General features: G+C 62.5%; 21 protein-coding genes. 13 read left to right on the top strand and 8 right to left on the bottom strand.

Annotated elements, in window-relative coordinates; translation table 11 throughout:
- Positions 1–74: 74 nt before the first annotated feature.
- Positions 75–341: a hypothetical protein gene (locus AC04SF_RS19565; RefSeq protein WP_095200069.1), complete on the top strand. Its 267-nt coding sequence runs from the start codon at positions 75–77 to the stop codon at positions 339–341.
- Positions 342–510: 169 nt separating this feature from the next.
- Here AC04SF_RS19565 and AC04SF_RS19560 read toward each other — a convergent pair whose 3' ends face one another.
- From AC04SF_RS19560 to AC04SF_RS19545, 4 genes are all read right to left on the bottom strand, one after another.
- Entirely contained in the window at positions 511–1,062 is a 552-nt protein-coding gene (locus AC04SF_RS19560) for a hypothetical protein (RefSeq protein WP_096446426.1), read from the bottom strand.
- Between the two features lie 123 nt (positions 1,063–1,185).
- Positions 1,186–2,271, bottom strand: coding sequence for a YcjF family protein (locus tag AC04SF_RS19555; protein WP_488479146.1), 1,086 nt, complete (start codon positions 2,269–2,271; stop codon positions 1,186–1,188).
- Entirely contained in the window at positions 2,268–3,743 is a 1,476-nt protein-coding gene (locus tag AC04SF_RS19550) for a YcjX family GTP-binding protein (protein WP_488479145.1), read from the bottom strand. The genes AC04SF_RS19555 and AC04SF_RS19550 overlap by 4 nt, the downstream gene beginning before the upstream one ends.
- Before the next feature lie 75 nt (positions 3,744–3,818).
- Complete coding sequence (locus AC04SF_RS19545; protein ID WP_488479144.1) at positions 3,819–4,322, bottom strand: SixA phosphatase family protein; 504 nt, start codon at positions 4,320–4,322, stop codon at positions 3,819–3,821.
- Between the two features lie 277 nt (positions 4,323–4,599).
- Between AC04SF_RS19545 and dksA the strand changes: the two genes are divergently transcribed.
- The gene (gene dksA / locus AC04SF_RS19540) at positions 4,600–5,016 is read left to right on the top strand and encodes an RNA polymerase-binding protein DksA (RefSeq protein ID WP_006202025.1); all 417 of its coding nucleotides are present in this window, start codon (positions 4,600–4,602) and stop codon (positions 5,014–5,016) included.
- A gap of 166 nt (positions 5,017–5,182) precedes the next feature.
- Here the strand turns inward: dksA and AC04SF_RS19535 are convergent, their stop codons facing one another.
- Positions 5,183–5,929 (bottom strand): hypothetical protein, encoded by a 747-nt coding sequence (locus AC04SF_RS19535; protein ID WP_488479143.1) that lies wholly within the window; start codon positions 5,927–5,929, stop codon positions 5,183–5,185.
- Positions 5,930–6,246: 317 nt separating this feature from the next.
- Here AC04SF_RS19535 and cckA point away from each other — a divergent pair, with 317 nt between their 5' ends.
- A complete protein-coding gene (gene cckA / locus AC04SF_RS19530) occupies positions 6,247–8,823 on the top strand; it encodes a cell cycle histidine kinase CckA (RefSeq protein ID WP_488479142.1) in 2,577 nt (858 codons plus the stop codon).
- Positions 8,824–8,913: 90 nt separating this feature from the next.
- The gene (locus tag AC04SF_RS19525) at positions 8,914–9,627 is read left to right on the top strand and encodes a purine-nucleoside phosphorylase (protein ID WP_488479141.1); all 714 of its coding nucleotides are present in this window, start codon (positions 8,914–8,916) and stop codon (positions 9,625–9,627) included.
- A gap of 96 nt (positions 9,628–9,723) precedes the next feature.
- On the opposite strand, the gene AC04SF_RS19520 is transcribed toward AC04SF_RS19525, so the two are convergent.
- A complete protein-coding gene (locus AC04SF_RS19520; protein ID WP_096457344.1) occupies positions 9,724–10,029 on the bottom strand; it encodes a ribbon-helix-helix domain-containing protein in 306 nt (101 codons plus the stop codon).
- Between the two features lie 229 nt (positions 10,030–10,258).
- Between AC04SF_RS19520 and AC04SF_RS19515 the strand changes: the two genes are divergently transcribed.
- From AC04SF_RS19515 to AC04SF_RS19505, 3 genes are all read left to right on the top strand, one after another.
- Complete coding sequence (locus AC04SF_RS19515) at positions 10,259–10,654, top strand: VOC family protein (protein ID WP_095200076.1); 396 nt, start codon at positions 10,259–10,261, stop codon at positions 10,652–10,654.
- 78 nt (positions 10,655–10,732) lie between these two features.
- Positions 10,733–11,263: a Twin-arginine translocation pathway signal gene (locus AC04SF_RS19510; RefSeq protein ID WP_096446413.1), complete on the top strand. Its 531-nt coding sequence runs from the start codon at positions 10,733–10,735 to the stop codon at positions 11,261–11,263.
- 48 nt (positions 11,264–11,311) lie between these two features.
- Positions 11,312–12,883 (top strand): GMC family oxidoreductase, encoded by a 1,572-nt coding sequence (locus AC04SF_RS19505; protein WP_488479140.1) that lies wholly within the window; start codon positions 11,312–11,314, stop codon positions 12,881–12,883.
- A gap of 55 nt (positions 12,884–12,938) precedes the next feature.
- On the opposite strand, the gene AC04SF_RS19500 is transcribed toward AC04SF_RS19505, so the two are convergent.
- Entirely contained in the window at positions 12,939–13,337 is a 399-nt protein-coding gene (locus AC04SF_RS19500; RefSeq protein ID WP_488479139.1) for a hypothetical protein, read from the bottom strand.
- Positions 13,338–13,680: 343 nt separating this feature from the next.
- On the opposite strand from AC04SF_RS19500, the gene urtA reads away from it, so the two are divergent.
- The 6 genes from urtA to AC04SF_RS19470 all read left to right on the top strand — a co-directional run bounded on the left by urtA (position 13,681) and on the right by AC04SF_RS19470 (position 19,878).
- Positions 13,681–14,961, top strand: coding sequence for an urea ABC transporter substrate-binding protein (gene urtA, locus AC04SF_RS19495; RefSeq protein WP_488479138.1), 1,281 nt, complete (start codon positions 13,681–13,683; stop codon positions 14,959–14,961).
- Positions 14,962–15,069: 108 nt separating this feature from the next.
- Positions 15,070–16,686 (top strand): urea ABC transporter permease subunit UrtB, encoded by a 1,617-nt coding sequence (gene urtB / locus AC04SF_RS19490; protein WP_488479137.1) that lies wholly within the window; start codon positions 15,070–15,072, stop codon positions 16,684–16,686.
- Positions 16,683–17,918 carry an urea ABC transporter permease subunit UrtC gene (urtC, locus tag AC04SF_RS19485; protein ID WP_488479136.1) on the top strand — a complete coding sequence of 412 codons (1,236 nt, stop codon included), beginning with the start codon at positions 16,683–16,685 and terminating at the stop codon, positions 17,916–17,918. The genes urtB and urtC overlap by 4 nt, the downstream gene beginning before the upstream one ends.
- A 5-nt stretch (positions 17,919–17,923) precedes the next feature.
- Positions 17,924–18,670, top strand: coding sequence for an urea ABC transporter ATP-binding protein UrtD (urtD, locus tag AC04SF_RS19480; RefSeq protein ID WP_488479135.1), 747 nt, complete (start codon positions 17,924–17,926; stop codon positions 18,668–18,670).
- 69 nt (positions 18,671–18,739) lie between these two features.
- Entirely contained in the window at positions 18,740–19,435 is a 696-nt protein-coding gene (urtE, locus tag AC04SF_RS19475) for an urea ABC transporter ATP-binding subunit UrtE (RefSeq protein ID WP_096446401.1), read from the top strand.
- A 266-nt stretch (positions 19,436–19,701) separates the two neighbouring features.
- A complete protein-coding gene (locus AC04SF_RS19470; protein WP_010909636.1) occupies positions 19,702–19,878 on the top strand; it encodes a hypothetical protein in 177 nt (58 codons plus the stop codon).
- A 137-nt stretch (positions 19,879–20,015) separates the two neighbouring features.
- On the opposite strand, the gene AC04SF_RS19465 is transcribed toward AC04SF_RS19470, so the two are convergent.
- Positions 20,016–21,164: a GGDEF domain-containing protein gene (locus AC04SF_RS19465; RefSeq protein ID WP_488479134.1), complete on the bottom strand. Its 1,149-nt coding sequence runs from the start codon at positions 21,162–21,164 to the stop codon at positions 20,016–20,018.
- Positions 21,165–21,209 lie beyond the last annotated feature (45 nt).

Genomic DNA, 21,209 nt, shown 5'->3' with positions numbered 1-21,209 from the left:
GCTAAGGACGCACGGCTTCGGCCATTGGAGGGTGAGCGACGATCAAGTCGCGCCCTTTTGAGGAGATGACTGACATGAAGAAGTTTTTGCTTGTTGCCGTCGGCCTGGCGGTGCTTGCCGGTTCGGCCTGTTCGAAGGCACCTGAATGCACGGCCGAGATCGCGACCAAGAAGGCGCAGGACATGGCTGCCGCGCTGCAGGAAGCGATCACCAAGGATCCGTCCAAGGCAGCTGACCTGACCGCCAAGGTCCAGGCGGTGACAACCAAGTACCAGGGCGCCACGACGCTCGCCGACGCCTGCAAGGCGTATGACGAGGTGACGGCCGCCATCAAGGGCTAAGCGCCTGATTCGACTGGTTCAAGGAGGCGGTAGCGATGGGCTGCCGCCTCTTTGCTTTTGGGGATGCGTTCGAGCAATTCCAGGAAAAGTGTCAAACGGTTTTCGCGGGAAAAGCGCATAGCGCTTTCCCTTGGGAATTGCGTAAAACGGGATAGGGCGCGACAGCCGCTCAGTTCGGCGTGATGGAGCCGACTTCGACGGCATCGACGCGCTTCAAGCTCATGCCGATGACCGGCACCAGCTGGTCCTGGACACGCACGGCAACCGTCACGGTCATCGAATTGTCGTCGGGAATACGGGCCTGCATGACGCCGCGCAACTGGTTGCGGTTTATGGTGAAGACCACTTTGCGGGCATCGACGACGTTGCCGCCGATGATATCGAGGCCTGCGCCGTCCGCGCCACCCATGAAGGAACCTTTGTAGTCGCGGCCCTTGCGCTCGATCTTGGCCGACATCGGCTGGGTGAACATGCCGACCCGGCAGCCGCCGTCGAGCGTCATGCCCATCTTGCCGTCCGGCGTCGAGCCGGTGAAACTGCAGTTGAATTTCGTGCCCTTGTACTTGCCGGCGACGATTTCGCCCGGGCCAACCCATTTGCCTTCGGCCGACTGGAAGAATTGCTTGTCCGGCTCTGTAGCGGAAGCTCCCGAGGCGACACCGACGACCGCTGTGATCGCAACGGCCAGGGGCAGGACGCTGGACAGAATTACGCTTTTCATCGACGACACCCGGCAACAAAGAGGCTGTTTGGAACCTCTTCGACCATGAAGAAGATTGGTTAATGCTTCGTCACTGCAGGGCCTTGAAACCGCAATCCGTTCACTGTCTGGAAGCGTAAAACGCTAATTGCCCGGGCCGGCCGTTTCGGTGTCCTTCTTCGCGGCAAACGACGTCAATGCCGAGAGGAAATCGCCCAGTCCCGGGCGCTTCGCGGCGCTGAAGGGCAGGGGGCGCGCCGTTTCCATCGCCGCGATGCCGATGCGCGCCGTCATCATGCCGTTGACGACGCCCTCGCCAAGTTTTGCCGATAGCCTTGCCGCCAGGCCGTGTCCGACGATCTGCTGGACGAAACTGTCGCCGACGGCGATGGAACCGGTGACCGCCAGATGCGCCAGCACGCTGCGCGCCAGGCGGAAGAAACCCAGCGTTCCCGGGCGTCCGCCATAGAGTTCCGAGAGACGGCGAATGAGGCGTCCGGCCTCGAACACGACATAGGCGACATCGACGAGCGCACGCGGGCTCACCGCCGTTACCAGCGAGACGCGTTTGGCGGCCTCGAGAATCATCACCTTGGCCCTGGCATCGAGGGGGCCGAGAATTTCCGCTTCGGCCAGGCGCACCAGATTGCCGCCGTCGATGATTTCGCCGCGCAGTTCGGCCAAAGCGCGCCGGCCGGCCGCGGTTTCCGGCTTGCCGGCGACGAAAGCCGAAAGCTCGTCGACCACCGATCGTGCCGCCTTGGGATCGTCGCGCGCGATGGCGTCGCGCGCACGTTTTTGCAGTTTTTCGACCTCGGCCAGCCGGGCAATCGCCAGGAATTCGCGGATCAGGATCACCAGAAGCGCCAGCAATGCGATCGCGGCCATGCCGGCAGCCAGCCAGCCAAGCCATTCGGCGCGGGTGAAGAGGTCGCGGATCAGCTGGTCGGTCCACAGGCCGATGGCCAGCGAAACCAGCACGCCAAGGGCGCCGAAGAAGATGCTGCCGAATAGCGAGCGCTTCCTGGGGGCGATTGCCGGCGGCGGTTCTGCGGCTACGATGTCGGGCTCCTCGAAAACGTCGAGCTCCGCCGGTATGACCAGCGTGACATCGGCCTTCATCACACGGGGTTTGCGCGAGAGCTCGGTCTGGCGCGCCTTTGGCGCCTCTGGTGTTGACGCGGCTTCCGGCTCGATGCGGAAGGCCGCCGGTTTGCGGGGCGCGATCATGCCAGATGGTCTCCGATCAGGAACTGCAGGGCACGGTCGAGCCTGATATGCGGCAAGGACAGCGTGACGCCTTCGGCCGTGCGTTCGAGTTTTGGCGGACGGAACCGGACAAAGCGGATTGCCGGGTCCGTCGAATCCTGCCTGTGGTCGGGTCCGGAGATGTCGAACACCGCATCAATCTTTTCCGGTAAGTCGCCGGGAAATATAGCCGTTTCGGTCTTTCCATCGAAGGTTTCGTCGTTGATCGTCTCGCCGGCGATCGGCGTGCCGATGATGACAGGCAATGTCTCGCGGCTCTGCTTGACCGTGCCTTCGCGGGTCGCGCGTACCGCCGCCATGGCGACCACGTCGACGTCGGCGCCGGTGAAATTCGCCCGCGCCACGGCACGGTCTGCCAGCCGCCGCACGATCGCCTGCAACCGGTCATGGCTTTCGTGGTGCAGGTGGTCGGCCTTGGTCGCGGCGACCAGGATGCGGTCGATGCGCCGCGAAAACAGGTCGGTGAGGAAGCTGCCCCGGCCGGGGCGGAAACAGCTGAGGATCTCGGTCACGGCGCGCTCGAGGTCGGCCATGGCGCCAGGGCCGGCGTTCAGCGCCTGCATGGCATCGATCAGCACGATCTGGCGGTCCAGGCGGGTGATGTGTTCGCGGAAGAAGGGTTTGACGACATGCGTCTTGTAGGCCTCGTAGCGCCTCTCCATCATGGCGTGCAGCGACCCTGGGCGCGGACGCCTGTCGAGGCCGGCCAGCGGCGCGAAGGTCAGCGCGGGGGAGCCCTCGAGATCGCCAGGCATCAGGAAACGGCCGGGCGGCAAGGTCGAAAGCGCGCGTTCGTCGAGCTTGCAGGCCTTGAGATAGGCGGCGAAGCTTTCGGCCAGGCGGCGTGCCGTCATCTCGTCGGCATCGGCATTCGGGTCGATTTCCGCCGAAATCGCCCGCCAGGCCCGCGAAAGGTCCTCGCGCACCGGCAGAGCGGCCATCTCAATGGCCTCGCGGGAAAAATCGGCGAAGGATTTGCCGAGCAGCGGCAGGTCGAGCAGCCATTCGCCGGGGTAGTCGACGATGTCGACCGACAACTTGCCTGACGAGAACATGCGGCTCCAGCCGGAGGCCGATTCATATTCGATGGTCAACCGCAGTTCCGAGATGGCGCGCGTCGAATCGGGCCAGGCGCGGTCGTTGACCAAGGCGGCGATGTGGTCCTCGTACTGGAAACGCGGCACGGCGTCGTCAGGCTGCTCTTCCAGGAAGGCGCGCGAGATGCGCCCGGATTTCTGCGCCTCGAACAGCGGCAGGCGCCCGCCATGGATCAGATTGTGGACCAGCGCTGAGATGAACACCGTCTTGCCCGCGCGCGAAAGGCCTGTAACGCCCAATCGCAGCGACGGAGAAAAAAGCCCGGTGGCGCGTCCCGACAGCGTATCGAGGGCAATTCTTGCCTCGTCGGTGAAGGTGGTCAGCGATGATGCCAAAATGTGATCTCTCGGGCTTCGGTCCGTCCGATATAGGCGTTGAAACCCGGCTTTGAAATGGCGCCGGAACCGGTATCAAAGATCGGCCGGTGTCAGAAACGCTTCGAGATAACCCGCTTCCTGGGCGGCTTTCGCCAAATCGTCCAGGAAACGCACGACCGCCAGGCCCGAGGTCGGGAAGCCATGATTAAGTGTGGCACGTGCCGTCTCGTCGCCGTCGCCCGAAACCGCCATGGCAAGATCCTCCGTCATCGGGTTGTGGCCGATGACCAGCAGTGAACCCGGCCCGCCATGCTCCCGGATAAGACGGAGATAACCGGCCGCGTCTTCGCTGTAGAGCGTGTCGAAAAACAGCACCTTGCCGGTATCGGTCTGGCTGGCCAGGCCTTCGAGCGTTTCCTTGGCGCGCTTGGCGTTGGAGCACAATGTCAGGTCGGGGACATAGCCGCGTGAGCGCATGGCTGCGCCCATCATCTCGGCATCGGCGCGACCGGATGCGTCAAGCGGTCGATCGAAATCGCGCATGCCGGGCAGCGCCCAGCCAGCCTTGGCGTGTCGCAACAGATAGAGCCTGCTCACCCAACCTCCGAGGATGCCGAAGCCGAAGCCGCAGCGGGATTAGCCACGAGAAGGGCGCGGCGCACAATGGCCCTTGTTTCTCCCGCGCAATGAATCACGCACGGGACAAGTTGGCAAAGGGTCGTGGCACTTTCTCCATCGAATCAGAGGCATCCCGCTCCAACGGGCGCCGCCCGGGCACTTTAACAATTGCGTGAGTCGGTGGCCGATTGCGCTTGTGCAGGCGTCTGGTGGCGAATATATAGGCGCCAAATTTGGGGCAGTTTGGGTGAGTCGAATGAACGACATCGTTACCGCCGATTACGTACCCTCCGAAGACGAGCCGTTCATGAACGAACGGCAGAAATCCTACTTCCGCCTAAAGCTCGTCACCTGGAAAAACGACATACTGCGCGAAGCGCGCGAAACTCTCGAAATCCTGCAGCAGGAAAACGCCAACCACCCTGACCTCGCCGACCGCGCCTCTTCGGAAACGGACCGCGCCATCGAGCTCAGGGCCCGCGACCGCCAGCGAAAGCTCATCTCAAAGATCGATTCGGCGCTGCAGCGCATCGATGAAGGCACTTACGGCTATTGCGAGGAAACCGGCGAGCCTATCGCGCTGAAGCGGCTCGACGCCCGCCCGATCGCCACCTTGTCGATCGAAGCGCAGGAACGGCACGAGCGCCGCGAAAAAGTCTATCGCGACGACTGACGCATTGCTTCTGGGCTGTGTCTCAGGGCAGTTGCAGTGAGATTATTATCAAAAATGGCCGGTTTTTCCGGCCATTTTTGATGGCAGATTCGTTGCATCACGCTGAGGTATACTCAAACCTCGGGCGGGCAGGTCGCCGACTGGCGGGGCGGCGCAGGCGCGCCAATCATCTCTTCTGGCTTGAAAGTTCGCCCAGAAGCTTGGTCATTTCATCGTCCAGCGACTGCGGTGCCTTGGCTGCCGGTTTACCGATCGGGCCGCCAGAGCGCGGCTGATCGAGCGAAACCTCCAGGTCCTTCATCAGCGCGTCGTCGATGCTCTCCTGCCGTGGCGGCGGTGGCGCGTGCCTGATGGCGTTGGCGTTGGCGGAGCCGTAGGCAGGCAGCGGCGTGACGTTGGCCGACTGATAGGTGTGCGCCACCGGTTTCGGTGCGGGCGCAGGGGCCGGTGGCGGCGCTGCCGGGCGCGGGCGGGCAGGCGCCGCCGCGGTCACCGGCTGCGGTGCCGGTCGTGCCGGTGCGGGAGCGGGCTGAGGCGGCCGCGGTTTTGCCGCCGGGGCCGCGGTGGTCGGTACAGGCTGCAGGCCGCCATCTCCGGTCAGCGCCGGACGGCGTGGCGCGGCAAGGCGGATGTCGCGTTCGACGACGACGTCGGTCGGGCCGCCGATGAGAAGCAGATGCTCGATGTCGTCGCGGCGCACCAGCACCAGCCGGCGATGGCTGTCGACGGCAGTGGCGTCCATGACGGCGAGCCGGGTCTTGCGGTTCCGGCCACCCGCGACAAACGTGCCGAATGTCAGGTTGCGCACGAGCCTGATGATGACGAGCACGATGACCAGCAGGATCAGCGCCGCGAAGGTCCACAGGAGTGCCGCCGCATAACCAGGGCCCGCCACGCTATCCAGCCACTGCATTGGTTTCCCCTGATCGGTTTGGAAAGTGACGCGACACTAGACCGTTGCGGCTGGCCACCGCAAGTTGCCTTTCACGCATCGTGAACAGCTTGAAACACGGCCGGCATCATTTTTATCTGACATTTGCCGCCCGGGCCTTTTCCGGACTGGGAGAATGTGATTCAACCGGCTAAAGCGCGTCGCGCCGAAGCCGATTCATGCGACGCGCTTCAGGTCCTTGTTTTCATGCATGTCGTTTTCCCAAAATCGAAGTCACTTTTGGGCGACATGCATTAGGGGCGGGCGTCGGAACATCGGACTTCACGAGCAGGGGGCATATGGCCAAGGAAGCGCGCGGCGATTTCTATCCGGTACCGATCGTCGACCAGAACACGCGACCGGGCGCGGTCACCCGGCTCATCATCTTCATCGTCGTTCTGACGGGCGCGGCAATCGTCTTCGGCCTGTTCCGCGAGCGCCTCGGCGATCCCTTCCTGCTTGGCATGCTCGGCGTGCTGGCGATGATCGGCGTCGGCTTCCTGTTCGCGACCGCGATCGGCTTCGTCCAGGTCACGCCGCGCTCGACCGGCGATGAACTGTCCAAGGCGTTCGTCGATTCGATGGCGCAAGGCCTGCTCGTCACCGACACCAAGGGCCGCGTCGTCTACGCCAACCGGGCCTATGCCGACATGACCGGGGCGTCCTCGGCCGCCGACCTCAAGACGGTCGAGGGGCTGCTTTCGGATGTTCCCGAGGCCTCGGTGACCATTTACCGGCTGGCCTCCGGCCTGCGTGACGGCCAGCCGGGCGACGGTGAGTTCCGGCTGGCGCAATCGATCCGGCCCGGCGCCGAACCGGGCGCCCGCTGGTACAGGGCGCGCGCCCGCACCTTCAGCGTTCCGGGCCAGCGCTTGCCGATGCTGGCCTGGCAACTCGCCGACATTTCGCAGGAACGGGCCGAGCAGGAACGTTTCTTCCTCGATCTGCAGAAAGCCATCGATCACCTCGACCACGCTCCGGCCGGCTTCTTTTCAGCCGACCAGGACGGCCGCGTCACCTACATCAACGCCACGCTCGCGGAATGGCTGGGCATCGATCTCGCCAGCTTCACGCCCGGCGCCGTGACCTTGCCGGATATCGTTGCCGGCGACGGCATGGCGCTGGTACGCTCGGTAAAGGCCGACCCCGGCACAACGCGCAACGCGGTCATCGATCTCGACCTGACGACGATGTCGGGGCAAGCGTTGCCAGTGCGCTTCATGCATCGCGTTTCGGCCAGCCGAGAAGGTATCGGCGGCCCGACGCGCACGATCGTGCTCAACCGCACGCAGGGCGAGGATGCGTCGGCCGATCTGCGCGCTTCGGAAGTGCGCTTCACCCGCTTCTTCAATTCGACGCCGATGGCGATCGCGGGCGTCGATGCCAGCGGGCGCATCCTGCGCACCAACGCGCCCTTCCTGTCGCTGTTTGCCTCGGTCGTCGACCGGGACGCCGTGGATCGCCGCGTGCGGCTCGACACGGTGATCCATGAGCGCGAGCGGCCGGCCTTTGCCGCGGCATTCGAGAAAGCCCGGCAGCGGCAGGCCGACATCGAGCCGATCGACACCGTGCTGCCCGGCAACGAAGACCGGCACATCCGTTTCTACGTCAACGCCGTCGCCGACGGCACCGGCGGCGAGGGCGCCGAGGAATCGGCCATCGTCTACGCCGTCGAGACGACCGAGCAGAAGGCGCTCGAAGGGCAGATGGCGCAAAGCCAGAAGATGCAGGCGGTCGGCCAGCTCGCCGGCGGCATCGCCCACGACTTCAACAATGTGCTGACCGCCATCATCATGGCGTCGGACCTTTTGTTGACCAATCATCGGCCGTCGGATCCGTCCTTCCCCGACATCATGAACATAAAACAGAATGCCAATCGCGCGGCTTCGCTGGTCAGGCAGTTGCTGGCCTTCTCGCGCAAGCAGACGCTGCGGCCGGAAGTGCTGAACCTCACCGACGTGCTCGCCGATCTCAGGATGCTGCTTGCCCGCCTGGTCGGCAACGACATCAAGCTGAAGATCGATCACGGCCGCGACCTGTGGCCGGTCAAGGTCGATATCGGCCAGTTCGAGCAGGTGGTGGTCAATCTGGCGGTCAATGCGCGCGACGCGATGCCTGCCGGCGGCGATCTTACCGTGCGCACCCGCAACGTCACCGCCGAGGAGTGCAAGACCTTCCCCTATCGCGAACTCGCCGTGGCCGACTATGTCGTGGTCGAGGTCGAGGACACCGGCAGCGGCATCGCGCCTGACGTGCTGAAGAAGATCTTCGAGCCCTTCTTCACCACCAAGGAGGTCGGCAAGGGCACGGGCCTTGGCCTGTCCATGGTCTACGGCATCATCAAGCAGACCGGCGGCTTCATTTTCTGCGATTCCGAAGTCGGCAAGGGATCGACCTTCCGCATCTTCCTGCCGCGTCACATCCCGGAAGCGAAGAAGGCGGCTGAACCCGGGGACGCGCCGAGCGCTGTGCCGGTCAAACCGGTCGACAGCACCAAGGACCTGTCGGGGTCAGCCACGGTGCTGCTGGTCGAGGACGAGGATGCCGTGCGCATGGGTGGCATGCGGGCGCTGACCTCGCGTGGCTATACGGTGCATGAGGCGTCCTCGGGCGTCGAGGCGCTGGAAGTCTTCGAAGCCCTGGGCGGCAAGGTCGACATCGTCGTTTCGGACGTGGTCATGCCGGAGATGGACGGGCCGACCCTGCTTGGCGAGTTGCGCAAGCGCCAGCCGGATATCAAGTTCGTGTTCGTCTCCGGCTATGCCGAGGATGCCTTCGCCAGGAACCTGCCGGCCGACGCGCATTTCGGCTTCCTGCCGAAGCCGTTTTCGCTCAAGCAATTGGCGACGATCGTCAAGGATATGCTGGAGTCCTAATTTAGCTTTCTTCGATGGTCCGCCTTGCGCAGCGCCCCGACAACGCCATGATTGCGGGTGAAACGGCAAGCGGGCTTGGGGGAGCAGCGGTTGACGCCACATATCGAAGCAGCCAAGGGTGACTACGCCGATACGGTGCTGTTGCCGGGTGACCCGCAGCGCGCCGAATGGATGGCGCGGACATTTCTGGAGGCGCCACGCTGCGTCAATCGCCGGCGCGGCGCGCTCGGCTTTACCGGCCTTTATCGCGGTCAGCCCATCAGCATTCAGGCGACGGGCATCGGTGTTTCATCGTTCCTGATCTATGCTCATGAATTGCTTGACTATTATGGCGCCCGAACATTGATCCGAACCGGTACCTGCGGCGGCCTGAGCGCCGAGGCCAAGCTGCGCAGCCTGGTGATCTCGCAATCGGCACGGCCGGAAAACACCGACAGCGGTCAGGTCTTTGGCCTTTACCAAGCCGATGCCGGCCCGGATCCGGGCCTGCTCGCTTGTGCATTGGCCAAGGCAGCCGAACTCGGCATCGACCACCACGCCGGCCTGACAGTCTGCACCGACATATTCTACCATCCTGAGGCGCGCGCTCGCTACGCCGAAGCAAGGGCGCTCGGAGCCCTGGCCGTGGATATGGAAACCAGTGCGCTCTACCGCATAGCGGCACATTTCGGCGCGAGGGCCCTGTCGCTGCTGACCGTCGTCGACAGTCTGGTTACCGGCGAACAGGCCGATTATTCCGAACGCCAGGCGCTTTTCACCGATATGAGCCGACTGGCACTCGAAATCGCGGCGGAAGGGCGCTAGAGCGTTTCACCGTTTCACGGAGACGGCAAACCGCTCTATCTCTTTGTTTTACGCAATTCCCTAGGGAAAACCGCTCACACTTTTCCCGGAATTGCTCTAGGCGGCTTCCTGCTTCAGCGCCATCCGCTCGTCCATGCTGGGTCGGTGGCCGCGCAGATAGAGCGCGCAGGTGGTGCGCAGCATGGAGGCGAAATTGGGAATCTCGCCATTGATCTCGATGGCTTCGTCGTAAAGCTTCGAGATGAATTTCGGCGTCGTCAGGTTCTGGCTTTCGGCGATTTCGTCAAGCAAGGCCCAGAACGTCGCCTCGAGCTGGATGCTGGTCGAATGTCCATCGATGCGAATCGACCGGTTGATCTGGCGATAGCCTTCCGGATCCTGTGCGGCAAACACTCTGCACATCGTAACCTCCCGTTTTTGTTGGTCTTGAGCGTCGACGGGGCCATCGGCGCCTTTTGATCACTGCCTGCGATTTCATTTTCGACCGGACCGTCGACTACGGCAATCGGACTTTCGTCCTTAGATGGGACACTACCCATTCCCAATCTTATACGTGGTAATCGGCTGCCACCACCTTTCTTCGCTGGCGCGCATAATCATCCTCCATAGCGCGAGGCCTGCGGAGTTTGATTTGGCGAAGGCGATCCACACCATGATCCGGGTTCTCGACGAGGCCCGGTCCATCGATTTCTACAGCAAGGCGTTCAGCCTGGAGATCGCCCAAAGGCTGGATTTCGAGACTTTTACGCTGATCTATCTCAGCAATGCCGACACACCTTTCGAAGTCGAGTTGACCGTCAACAAGGGCCGGCAGGAGCCTTATGCGCTTGGCGACGGCTATGGCCACCTCGCGGTCTCGGTCGCCGATCTCGACAGCGAACACGATCGCCTCGGCGCGCTCGGCCTCAATCCGAAGAAGATCGTCGAGTTCAACCGCGACGGTTCGCTCATCGCCCGCTTTTTCTTCATCGAGGATCCTGACGGCTACAAGATCGAGGTTCTGCAGCGTGGGGGACGTTTTCAATAGGGGACAACCGGCCGCGCGGACCAGCGCGGCGCCAGCAACGGCACCCCAAGGGTGCGAACAGCAAGCAGGGAGGAACAAATGGTCACGATCTATGAGAGGAAGCCCGGCCTGTCACGGCGCGAGCTTCTCAAACGTGGTGGAGCGGGCGCATTGCTCGTCATTTCGGGCAGCGCCATCATCAGCCCAGAGCACGCCTGGGGGCTGGAGACCTCGGCGCTGAAGCCTGAGACGATGGCGACGCTGATCCAACTGGCGCGCGACATCTATCCGCACGACCAGGTGCCGGACAAATATTACGCCATCGCCGTCAAAAGCCATGACGAGACAGCCGCCAAGGATCCTGCCCACAAGGAGCTGATCGAGAAGGGCATTGCCGAACTCGACAAGAAGGCCGGCAAGAGTGGTTATCGCGGGCTCGGCTGGGAAGAGCAGCGTGTGGCGTTGCTCACCGAGATCGAGAAGACGCCTTTCTTCCAGGCGGTGCGCGGCGGCCTCGTCGTCAGCCTCTACAACCAGAAAGAGGTGTGGCCGATCTTCGGTTACGAGGGCGAGTCCTATTCCAAGGGCGGCTACATCGCGCGCGGTTTCAACGACATCGAGTGGCTCTGAGCCGCTCTGTCCGCAACCGCTTTTTGACCGATCTCATGGGAGGAAACCATGGCAGCACAATTTGATCTCAAGAACGATGGCGTGGTCGTCATCATCGGCTCCGGTGCCGGCGGCGGCACGCTCGGCAACGAACTGGCGCAGAAGGGTATAGACGTCGTCATACTCGAGGCGGGCGCCCGCCACGAATATGAGGACTTCATCAATGACGAGTGGGATTCGTTCGCCCAGCTCGCCTGGAAGGACAAGCGCACCACATCCGGCGACTGGCGGGTCGCCAAGGATTTCCCGAATCTGCCGGCCTGGATCGTCAAGTCGGTTGGCGGCTCGACCACGCACTGGGCCGGCGCTTCGCTGCGTTTCCAGGAGCACGAGTTCAAGGCGGCAACCACCTACGGTAAGGTGAAGGGCGCAAACCTTCTCGACTGGCCAGTGACACTTGCCGAAATGGAGCCCTATTACGCAAAGGCGGAAGCCAAGATGGGCGTGACCGGCACCAATGACTGGCCGCGCCTGCCGGGTAACAACAATTTCAAGGTGTTGAAGGCCGGCGCCGACAAGCTCGGCTACAAGGAATGCCACACCGGCAACATGGCCATCAATTCGGTCGAGCGCGACGATCGCAATTCCTGCCAGCAGACCGGCTTCTGCTTCCAGGGCTGCAAATGGGGCGCCAAATGGTCGACGCTCTACACCGAGATTCCCAAGGGCGAGGCGACAGGCCATCTCGAAGTCCGGCCGAACGCCATGGTGATCAAGATCAACCACGACGCCAGCGGCAAGGTGACCGGCGTCGTCTATGCCGACAAGGACGGCAAGCTGCAGGAGCAGAAGGCCCGCATCGTCGCGGTGGCTGGCAATTCGATCGAGAGTCCGCGCCTGCTGCTCAATTCGCAATCAGCCAAGTTCCCGCATGGCCTCGCGAATTCGTCGGGGCAGGTGGGCAAGAACTACATGCGCCACACCACCGGATCGGTCTACGCCATCTTCGACAGACCGGTGCACATGTATCGCGGCACCACCATGGCCGGCATCATCCGCGACGAGGCGCGGCATGATCCGTCGCGCGGCTTTGTTGGCGGCTATGAGTTCGAGACGCTGTCGCTCGGCCTGCCGTTCATGGCCGCCTTCCTCGATCCGGGCGGTTGGGGACGCTCCTTCACCACCGCGCTCGACCACTACGACCACATGGCCGGCCTGTGGATCGTCGGCGAGGACATGCCGCGCGAGGAGAACCGCATCACGCTGCATGCCGACGAGAAGGACGAGCACGGCATGCCGATCGCCGATGTGCATTTCGATGACCATCCGAACGACACGGCGATGCGCAACCATGCCTACAAGCAGGCCTCGGCGCTTTACGACGCGGTCGGCGCTACCCGAACCTTCCCGACGCCGCCCTATCCCTCGACCCACAATCTCGGCACCAACAGGATGAGCGAGAAGGCGGAGGACGGCGTCGTCAACAACCATGGCCAGACGCACGACATCAAGAACCTGTTCGTGTCGGATGGCAGCCAGTTCACGACGGGTGCCGCTGAAAACCCGACCTTGACCATCGTGTCGCTGGCGATCCGCCAGGCCGACTACATCGCCGCGCAGATGTCGGCCAAGACCATCTGACCTCCCGACTGCCTGCTGGCGCGGAACCTGACATGGTTCCGCGCCTTTTTTGCGTTCAGTTCCTGGTGCAGGTCGAGGCGGTGAAGGCGCCGTCGGGTTGCTTCATGATGATGTCGAAGGAGGGGGGGCTCTGGCCATCCAGCGTTGCCTGGGTCATCGACAGCGAGTTGCCGCCGGCGGTGTAGCCACCGAGCGGTCCCAGCCAGGAGATCTCGCCGTTTGCGTTCATCTGATAGTTGTAAGCCTGCTGGGCGGTTCCGAAGGTTACAGGGCCGCTATAGACGTTCCCCTTGATCGTGATGTCTCCAAGGTCGAGGAACATGCCGAGCAGGTAGACTTCACAGTGATAGGTGCCGTCAGGCATCTTGCCGTCGCTGAAATCGGCCCGTGCGGCGCCGGTCGCCGCCGCCAGAAGCACTGTGCTGATAAAAATGCGTGAAATCAGGGATGCCATGACGTCGCTCGGTTGAGCGGCGAGCTTGCCCTATTTTTGCGCTGTGCCGCAACATTTGTCGTCCGCGGCATGGGCTCGTAGGTCAAAATCTAGGCATCTTGTGAAATTGGGCGAAAATTAGGCAAATGCCGTGTGCGTTGCGCAAATTTCTCTCAACCGATTTTTAACCGGCTCTCTTTTGTTCGCTCAATCTAATATAATAAATGCCTGATAATGTTTAACTATTTGCCGTTTTTCAATATCCCGGCAGCGGTTGGCATGGGGGTTGCATTGTATTGTTGCGGTGCAATCAACCAGCTTGGGAGTCTTCGGTATGAGGGGTAGTTTCTCTACAATAACAAAAATGTTTTCGGCAAGCGTGATCGCCGCCGGCCTGTTGATGTCCGTACCCGCCAAGGCGGCTGAGGACACGATCAAGGTTGGCATTCTCCATTCGCTGTCGGGGACCATGGCGATTTCGGAGACGACGCTGAAGGACGCCATGCTGATGCTCATCGAGCAGCAGAACGCCAAGGGCGGCCTGCTCGGCAAGAAGCTTGAGGCCGTCGTCGTCGATCCGGCTTCCAACTGGCCGCTGTTCGCCGAAAAGGCACGCGAGCTGATTTCGAAGGACAAGGTCGCGGCGGTGTTCGGCTGCTGGACCTCGGTGTCGCGCAAGTCGGTGCTGCCGGTGTTCTCCGAACTCGACAACATCCTGTTCTATCCCGTCCAGTATGAGGGCGAGGAAAGCGAGCGCAACGTGTTCTACACCGGTGCGGCTCCGAACCAGCAGGCCATTCCGGCGGTCGACTATCTGATGAGCGCGGACGGTGGCTCGGTGAAGCGTTGGGTGCTTGAAGGCACCGACTACGTCTATCCGCGCACGACCAACAAGATCCTAGAAGCCTACCTGAAGTCCAAAGGCGTCGCGGCCGAGGACATCATGACCAACTACACGCCGTTCGGCTTCTCCGACTGGCAGACTGAAGTCTCGGCGATCAAGAAGTTCGGTTCTGCCGGCAAGAAGACCGCCGTCGTCTCGACCGTTAATGGCGACGCCAATGTGCCGTTCTACAAGGAACTCGGCAACCAGGGCATCAAGGCCGAGGACATCCCGGTCATGGCCTTCTCGGTCGGTGAGGAAGAGCTCGCTGGTCTCGACACCAAGCCGCTGGTCGGACATCTCGCCGCCTGGAACTATTTCGAGAGCGTCAACACGCCCGAAAACAAGAAGTTCATCGCCGACTGGCACAAGTTCATCAAGAACAACAAGCGCACCACCAACGACCCGATGGAAGCCCACTATATCGGATTCAACATGTGGGTGAAGGCGGTCCAGAAGGCCGGCACCACCGATCCGGACAAGGTCATCGATGCCATGATCGGCGTTTCGGTGCCGAACCTGACCGGCGGCTATTCGACGATGATGCCGAACCACCACATTACCAAGCCGGTTCTGATCGGTGAAATCCAGGCCAATGGCCAGTTCGAGACGGTTTCGAAGACACCGGGCCTGGTGATGGGCGATGAATGGTCCGACTACCTGCCGGACTCCAAGGACCTGATCTCGGATTGGCGCAAGCCTTTGTCCTGCGGCAACTTCAACGTTGCCACCGGCAAGTGTGGCGGCAAGGGAACGAACTGATCCTCCCCGGGCTGGACCTTCAGGTCCATGCCCAAGACCGCGCGCGTCCGGACGGTTTCCTCCACCGTCCGGACGCCCAATTCAACCTCCAAGGGTCGCCTGAAGCCGATGAGTCTGCTCCGCACGATTGGCCTGACGCTGCTGTTCCTGTTGGCGACGCTGTCGTCTTCGGGCGCGGCGGAAGCCGACCTGCGTGGCATCATCGCCAAGTTCGCTACGGCAACGGATTTTTCCGAGACGGGAGCCGTCGTTCACGAATTGACCGCCACAGGGGATCCCGCTGTCGAACGGGCGCTTGCTGCATTGGCTGACGGCAATCTTTACATTCGCACGGCCGACTCGATGGTGTTTGTCGGCAAGGAAGGCGATGAAAGCGTCCAGCTTTTTGACCCGCTAAGCGGTGAGGCAGCTGGCGAGGCCTCCGCGGACGACATAACCAAGATCACTGTCAACAACACCTTGCGCCGCGCCATCCGTGATGCATTGGGCACGTTGACGCTCGGCTCCAAGGATCCGACTGTCCGCATCGCCGCAGCCGACACTATGTTCAAGACACCGGACGCTGCCAATATCGAGCCGCTCGACGCGGCGATCGCCAGTGAAGGCGTGGCGAGCGTCAAGGCTCTGCTCGAACAGGCGCGCGCCGCTTCCATACTGGTTTCAGACAAGCCCGATGCAGACAAGCTCGCCGCAATCGCCCTGATCGGCTCGCGCGGCGATCGTGACGCGGTTTCACTGCTCACCTCGGTCGAGGCCAATGCCTCCGGAGCGGTCAAGGAAGCCGCGACGGCCGCGATCGCCAATATCAATTCGACATTGGCGCTTTGGGATGCCGGCCAAAACATCTGGTACGGCATCTCGCTGGGCTCGGTGCTGCTGCTCGCGGCGATCGGGCTCGCCATCACCTTCGGCGTCATGGGCGTCATCAACATGGCGCATGGCGAGATGGTGATGCTCGGTGCCTACACCACCTTCGTCGTCCAGCAGGTGATACGGACGTCCTTTCCCGGCCTGTTCGACTGGTCACTGGTGATCGCGCTGCCGCTTGCTTTTCTGGTCGCCGCCCTCGTCGGCTTGGCCATCGAGCGCGGCGTCATCCGTTTCCTCTATGGCCGGCCGCTGGAGACGCTGCTGGCAACCTGGGGCGTCTCGCTGATCCTGCAGCAGGCGGTGCGCTCGATCTTCGGGCCGACCAACCAGGAAGTCGGCAATCCTTCCTGGATGTCGGGTTCGTTCGACGTCGGACAACTGGCGATCACCTGGAACCGGCTCTGGATCCTGGTCTTTGCGCTCACCGTCTTCGGCGTGCTGCTCTACGTCATGAAGCGCACGCCATGGGGGCTGCAGATGCGCGCCGTCACCGCCAACCGCCGCATGGCGGCGTCGATGGGCATCAGGACGCCATGGGTCGACGCGCTGACCTTCGCGCTCGGATCCGGCATTGCCGGCATTGCCGGTGTCGCGCTCAGCCAGATCGACAATGTCTCGCCCAATCTCGGCCGCGGCTACATCATCGACAGCTTCATGGTCGTGGTCTTCGGCGGCGTCGGCAATCTCTGGGGCACGCTGGTCGGCGCCTTTTCGCTCGGCATCGTAAACAAGTTCCTTGAGCCGTATGCCGGTGCCGTGCTCGGCAAGATCGTCGTGCTGGTGCTGATCATCCTGTTCATCCAGAAGCGCCCGCGCGGCCTGTTCGCGCTCAAGGGCAGGGCGGTGGAAGCATGATCACGGGACGCTTCTTCGCCGCGGGCGCGGACCGCCGCATCGCCATCACCATCTTCATCTTGCTGGGGGTGGCCATCATCGTGCCGCTGCTCAATCTTGCGGTATCGCCGACCAGCGCCTTCTATGTCCCGGCCTATATCGTGGCGCTGACCGGCAAGTACCTCTGCTATGCGCTGCTGGCGCTCGCGCTCGACCTGGTCTGGGGCTATTGCGGCATCCTTTCGCTCGGCCATGGCGCCTTCTTCGCGCTCGGCGGCTATGCGATGGGCATGTACCTGATGCGCCAGATCGGCTCGCGCGGCGTCTATGGCAACCCGATCCTGCCGGACTTCATGGTGTTCCTGAACTACAAGGAATTGCCCTGGTTCTGGTACGGCTTCGACCATTTCTGGTTTGCCGCGATCATGGTGCTCGCCGTGCCCGGCCTGCTCGCTTTCGTCTTCGGCTGGTTCGCCTTCCGCAGCCGTGTCACCGGCGTCTACCTCTCGATCATCACCCAGGCGATGACCTATGCGCTGCTGCTCGCCTTCTTCCGCAACGACATGGGTTTCGGCGGCAACAACGGCCTGACCGATTTCAAGGATATTCTGGGCTTCAACGTGCAGGCCGATGCGACCCGTTCGGCGCTGTTCGCCGCAAGCGCGGTGATGCTGGCGTTCGCCGTGTTCATCACCTGGGCGATCGTCGGCTCCAAATACGGCAAGCTGCTGATGGCTGTGCGCGATGCCGAGAGCCGCACCCGCTTCCTGGGCTGGCGAGCGGAGAACGTAAAACTGTTCGCCTTCACCGTCTCGGCCGTGATGGCCGGCATTGCCGGCGCGCTCTATGTGCCGCAGGTCGGCATCATCAATCCCGGCGAGTTCGAGCCGTCCAATTCGATCGAGGTGGTGATCTGGGCGGCCGTCGGCGGGCGCGGCACAATCGTCGGGCCGATCATCGGTGCGCTGCTGGTCAACGCAGGCAAATCCTGGTTCACCGGCGTGCTGCCGGAATTGTGGCTGTTTGCGCTGGGCGGCCTGTTCGTGGCGGTCACGCTGCTTCTGCCGAAGGGCATCATCGGCATGTGGGACAGCTGGCGCGGCAATGCGAAGGCGTTGCGCGCAGCCGCGGTTGCTGAAGAAGCCGGCACCGAGGTTGCCGTGGCGTCCGCGACCTCGAAGCCCGCTCGCTCGCCGGCGAGAAATCCAGGCGAGTGGTCGTGGTCCGAGCCCGAACCGCAGGCGGCGGAGTAAGGGCCATGAGCAAGTCGAACACCATCCTCTATCTCGACGGCGTCTCGGTCTCCTTCGACGGCTTTCGCGCTATCAACAATCTGTCGCTGGTGCTCGAAAAGGGGGAGATGCGCGCCATCATCGGGCCCAACGGCGCCGGCAAGACGACGATGATGGACATCGTCACCGGCAAGACGCGACCCGATGAGGGCGAAGTGTTCTTTGACGGCCAGGTCGATCTGACCAGGCATGACGAGGCCGAGATTGCCATGATGGGCATCGGCCGCAAATTCCAGAAGCCGACGGTCTTCGAAAGCCACACGATCGAAGAAAACCTGATGCTGGCGCTGAAGGGACCGCGTTCTATCTTCCCGGCGCTTTTTCATCGCCGCTCGGCGGCCGAGGCGCGGCAGATCGACGACATTCTCGGCATCATCCGGCTAGGTGACAAGCGCCATGAGCTGGCGGCCAATCTCAGCCACGGCCAGAAACAGTGGCTGGAGATCGGCATGCTGTTGGCACAGGATCCAAAGCTGCTTTTGGTGGACGAGCCGGTGGCCGGCATGACCGATGCCGAGACCGAGGAGACCGCGCGGCTGCTCAAGGACATTGCGCGCGACCATTCGGTCATCGTCGTCGAGCACGACATGCATTTCGTGCGCGAACTCGGCGTCAAGGTCACTTGCCTGCACGAGGGCTCGGTGCTGTCGGAAGGCACGCTCGATTTCGTTTCGGCCGACGAGCGCGTCGTCGAAGTCTATCTGGGGAGATGAACATGGTCTGGCGGGTGCATTTCCATCACTTCGATCTGGCCTTCCTACGGTTCTGGAGAAGGCGCTGACATGCTCGAAGTTTCAAACGCCACGCTCCATTACGGCGCCGCCCAGGCGCTGCGCGGCGTTTCGCTGAAGGCGGGCGCCGGCAAGATCACCTGCGTGCTCGGCCGCAACGGCGTCGGCAAGACCAGTTTGATGAGATCGATCGTTGGCCACCACCGGCTGACGAGCGGAAGCGTTGCCTTCGAGGGGAAGGCGCTCGACCGGAGCGCGGCGTATGACCGCGCCCGGTCGGGCATCGCATTCGTACCGCAGGGCAGGGAGATCTTTCCCCTGCTAACGGTGCGCGAAAACCTGGAATCCGGCTTTGCGCCGTTGAAGCGTGCCGACCGCAATGTGCCGACGCATGTCTTCGAATTGTTCCCGGTGCTGAAGCAGATGCTCGGCCGTCGAGGCGGCGATCTTTCCGGTGGCCAGCAGCAGCAACTGGCTATCGGCCGGGCGCTGGTGATGCGGCCGAAGCTGTTGGTGCTCGACGAGCCGACGGAAGGCATCCAGCCATCGATTATCAAGGATATAGGCCGTGCCATCCGTTACCTGCGCGACCAGGCCGGCATTGCGGTGCTGCTGGTCGAACAATATCTCGACTTCTGCCGCGAACTCGCCGACGAGGTCAACATCATGGACAGGGGCCAGATCGTCCATACTGGCCCGGCGGAAGATTTAGACCGGGCCGATGTGCGCAAGTTCCTTACCGTCTAGAATCGGTATTGAACTTCGGCTGACGATCCAAAGTCCCTGGCAAGTCCAATATTTCTTCCATCTCGCGATCTGCATCTCTGGCGCGCCAGAGGCTGCATGCTAGTCTTTTGTTGGCTTTGTGAGTCGGCCGCTTCCGTATCAGTCTGGTTATCGCAGATCGAGGGCGCGGCGAAGGCCGGGCAAGTTCCACGCAAGCAAGGCTTCCTAGCTTCCCTCCTGCGATCTGTCGTTCAAACGCGTTTGGGCACACAGGCTAAGGGACAGCCATGGAACGTTACGTCGAGGATTATCAGAAGCGGCGGCTTACCGAACGCGTCGACATCATCGCCGCCATCAACATCTTGCGGTCACAGGGCTGCGAATACGACGATCTGATCGAGGAGATCACCAAGGTCTTCTATGTCGATCTCGATACCTTCAATGAAATCGTCATGGCGGCCTAAAGCGCGTCGCATCTGAACGGCTTCATGCGACGCGCTTTAGGTCCTTGTTTCATGCATGTCGTTCTCCCAAACCGGGGCCACTTTTGGGCGACATGCATTAGAGCCGCTTTCGCCTATCCAGCGTCATAGGCTCGGAATCAGCTCGCGCGCCGGAACGGAGAGGCGGTGACGCGGTTGCGGCCGCCGCGCTTGGCGTCGTAGAGCGCCTTGTCGGCGGCGCTGAGCACCTTGTCGAAGCTGAGGCCCTCTTTGCTGCCAAACGCAAAGCCGGCACTGACCGTGCACCTCAGGGATCCCGCCTCGGTTTCTATCAGGCGCGTCGCGAAGGCGGTGCGGATGCGCTCTGCAGCGTCCTCGACCGTCTCCGGCAGGGTGCGCTTCAACACCAGTGCGAATTCCTCGCCGCCCATGCGTGCGGCAACGTCGGTCTGGCGAAGGTTGCCGGCGAGTTCGCTGGCAAACACCTTCAGCACCTCGTCGCCCGCCGCGTGGCCGAATTCGTCGTTGATGGCTTTGAAATTGTCGAGGTCGAAGACAACCACCGCGGTGAAGGCGCCGACCGGGACATTGCCGTGCATGTCGAACAGTGCGCGCCGGTTGAGCAAGCCGGTCAAGGGATCGGTCAGCGCATTGCGTCGGTGGTGCCTGGCCAGACGCCCCTGATTGAGAGCAAGCGACAGGGCGCCAATACCCGTCATGCTGGCTATAACGATGATGAGGCTCAGTTCTTCGGCCCAGTTGCTTGGTGCATGCCCGAGAACCAGCTTGCCGTCCCATGCCAAAACCCCCGCGCACAGCATGAAGGAAATGGCGGTGGCCGAGTAGAGCGTGGTGATGCCGATCGTCAGGGCAGGGGCTTCGTCGCGGCCTCTCCAATATTCGATCGCCGTCGCGAACAGCAGCAAGGCGGCGAACAGGTTCTCAAACATGAAACCGAGGCCGTCGTAGCCGAGAGCCATGGCAGGCAGCGCCATCGCCAGCGAGGCGCAACCCCAGAGCGCCCGCGGCAACGGCGAGCCACCGGTTCTGAACTGGTAGGCGGCACCCAGCATGGTCGAGAAACCGAGCAACAACAGGGCAAGGGTGGCGATGCCGAGCAGGCGCCCGGGCATGTCGATATAGGCGTCATAGACGAAGATGTCACCGACCACGAACACCAGGCTGATCGCCCATGTCAGCAGGAACCTTTCCGTGCGGGCGGTCAGCCACATGCCGAACAATGTCAGGCTCAGGCAAGCGGCGGAGAAACCAACAGCCAGCAGAAGTGAAGTATAGTCGAGCGACATGCCCCTCTTTCCCTGCCGGCGGCGGCTCCAGCTCTGCGGCTTGGC

Source organism: Mesorhizobium sp. CNPSo 4671 (assembly GCF_057784245.1).
This window is presented reverse-complemented; position numbering and strand designations above follow the sequence as displayed.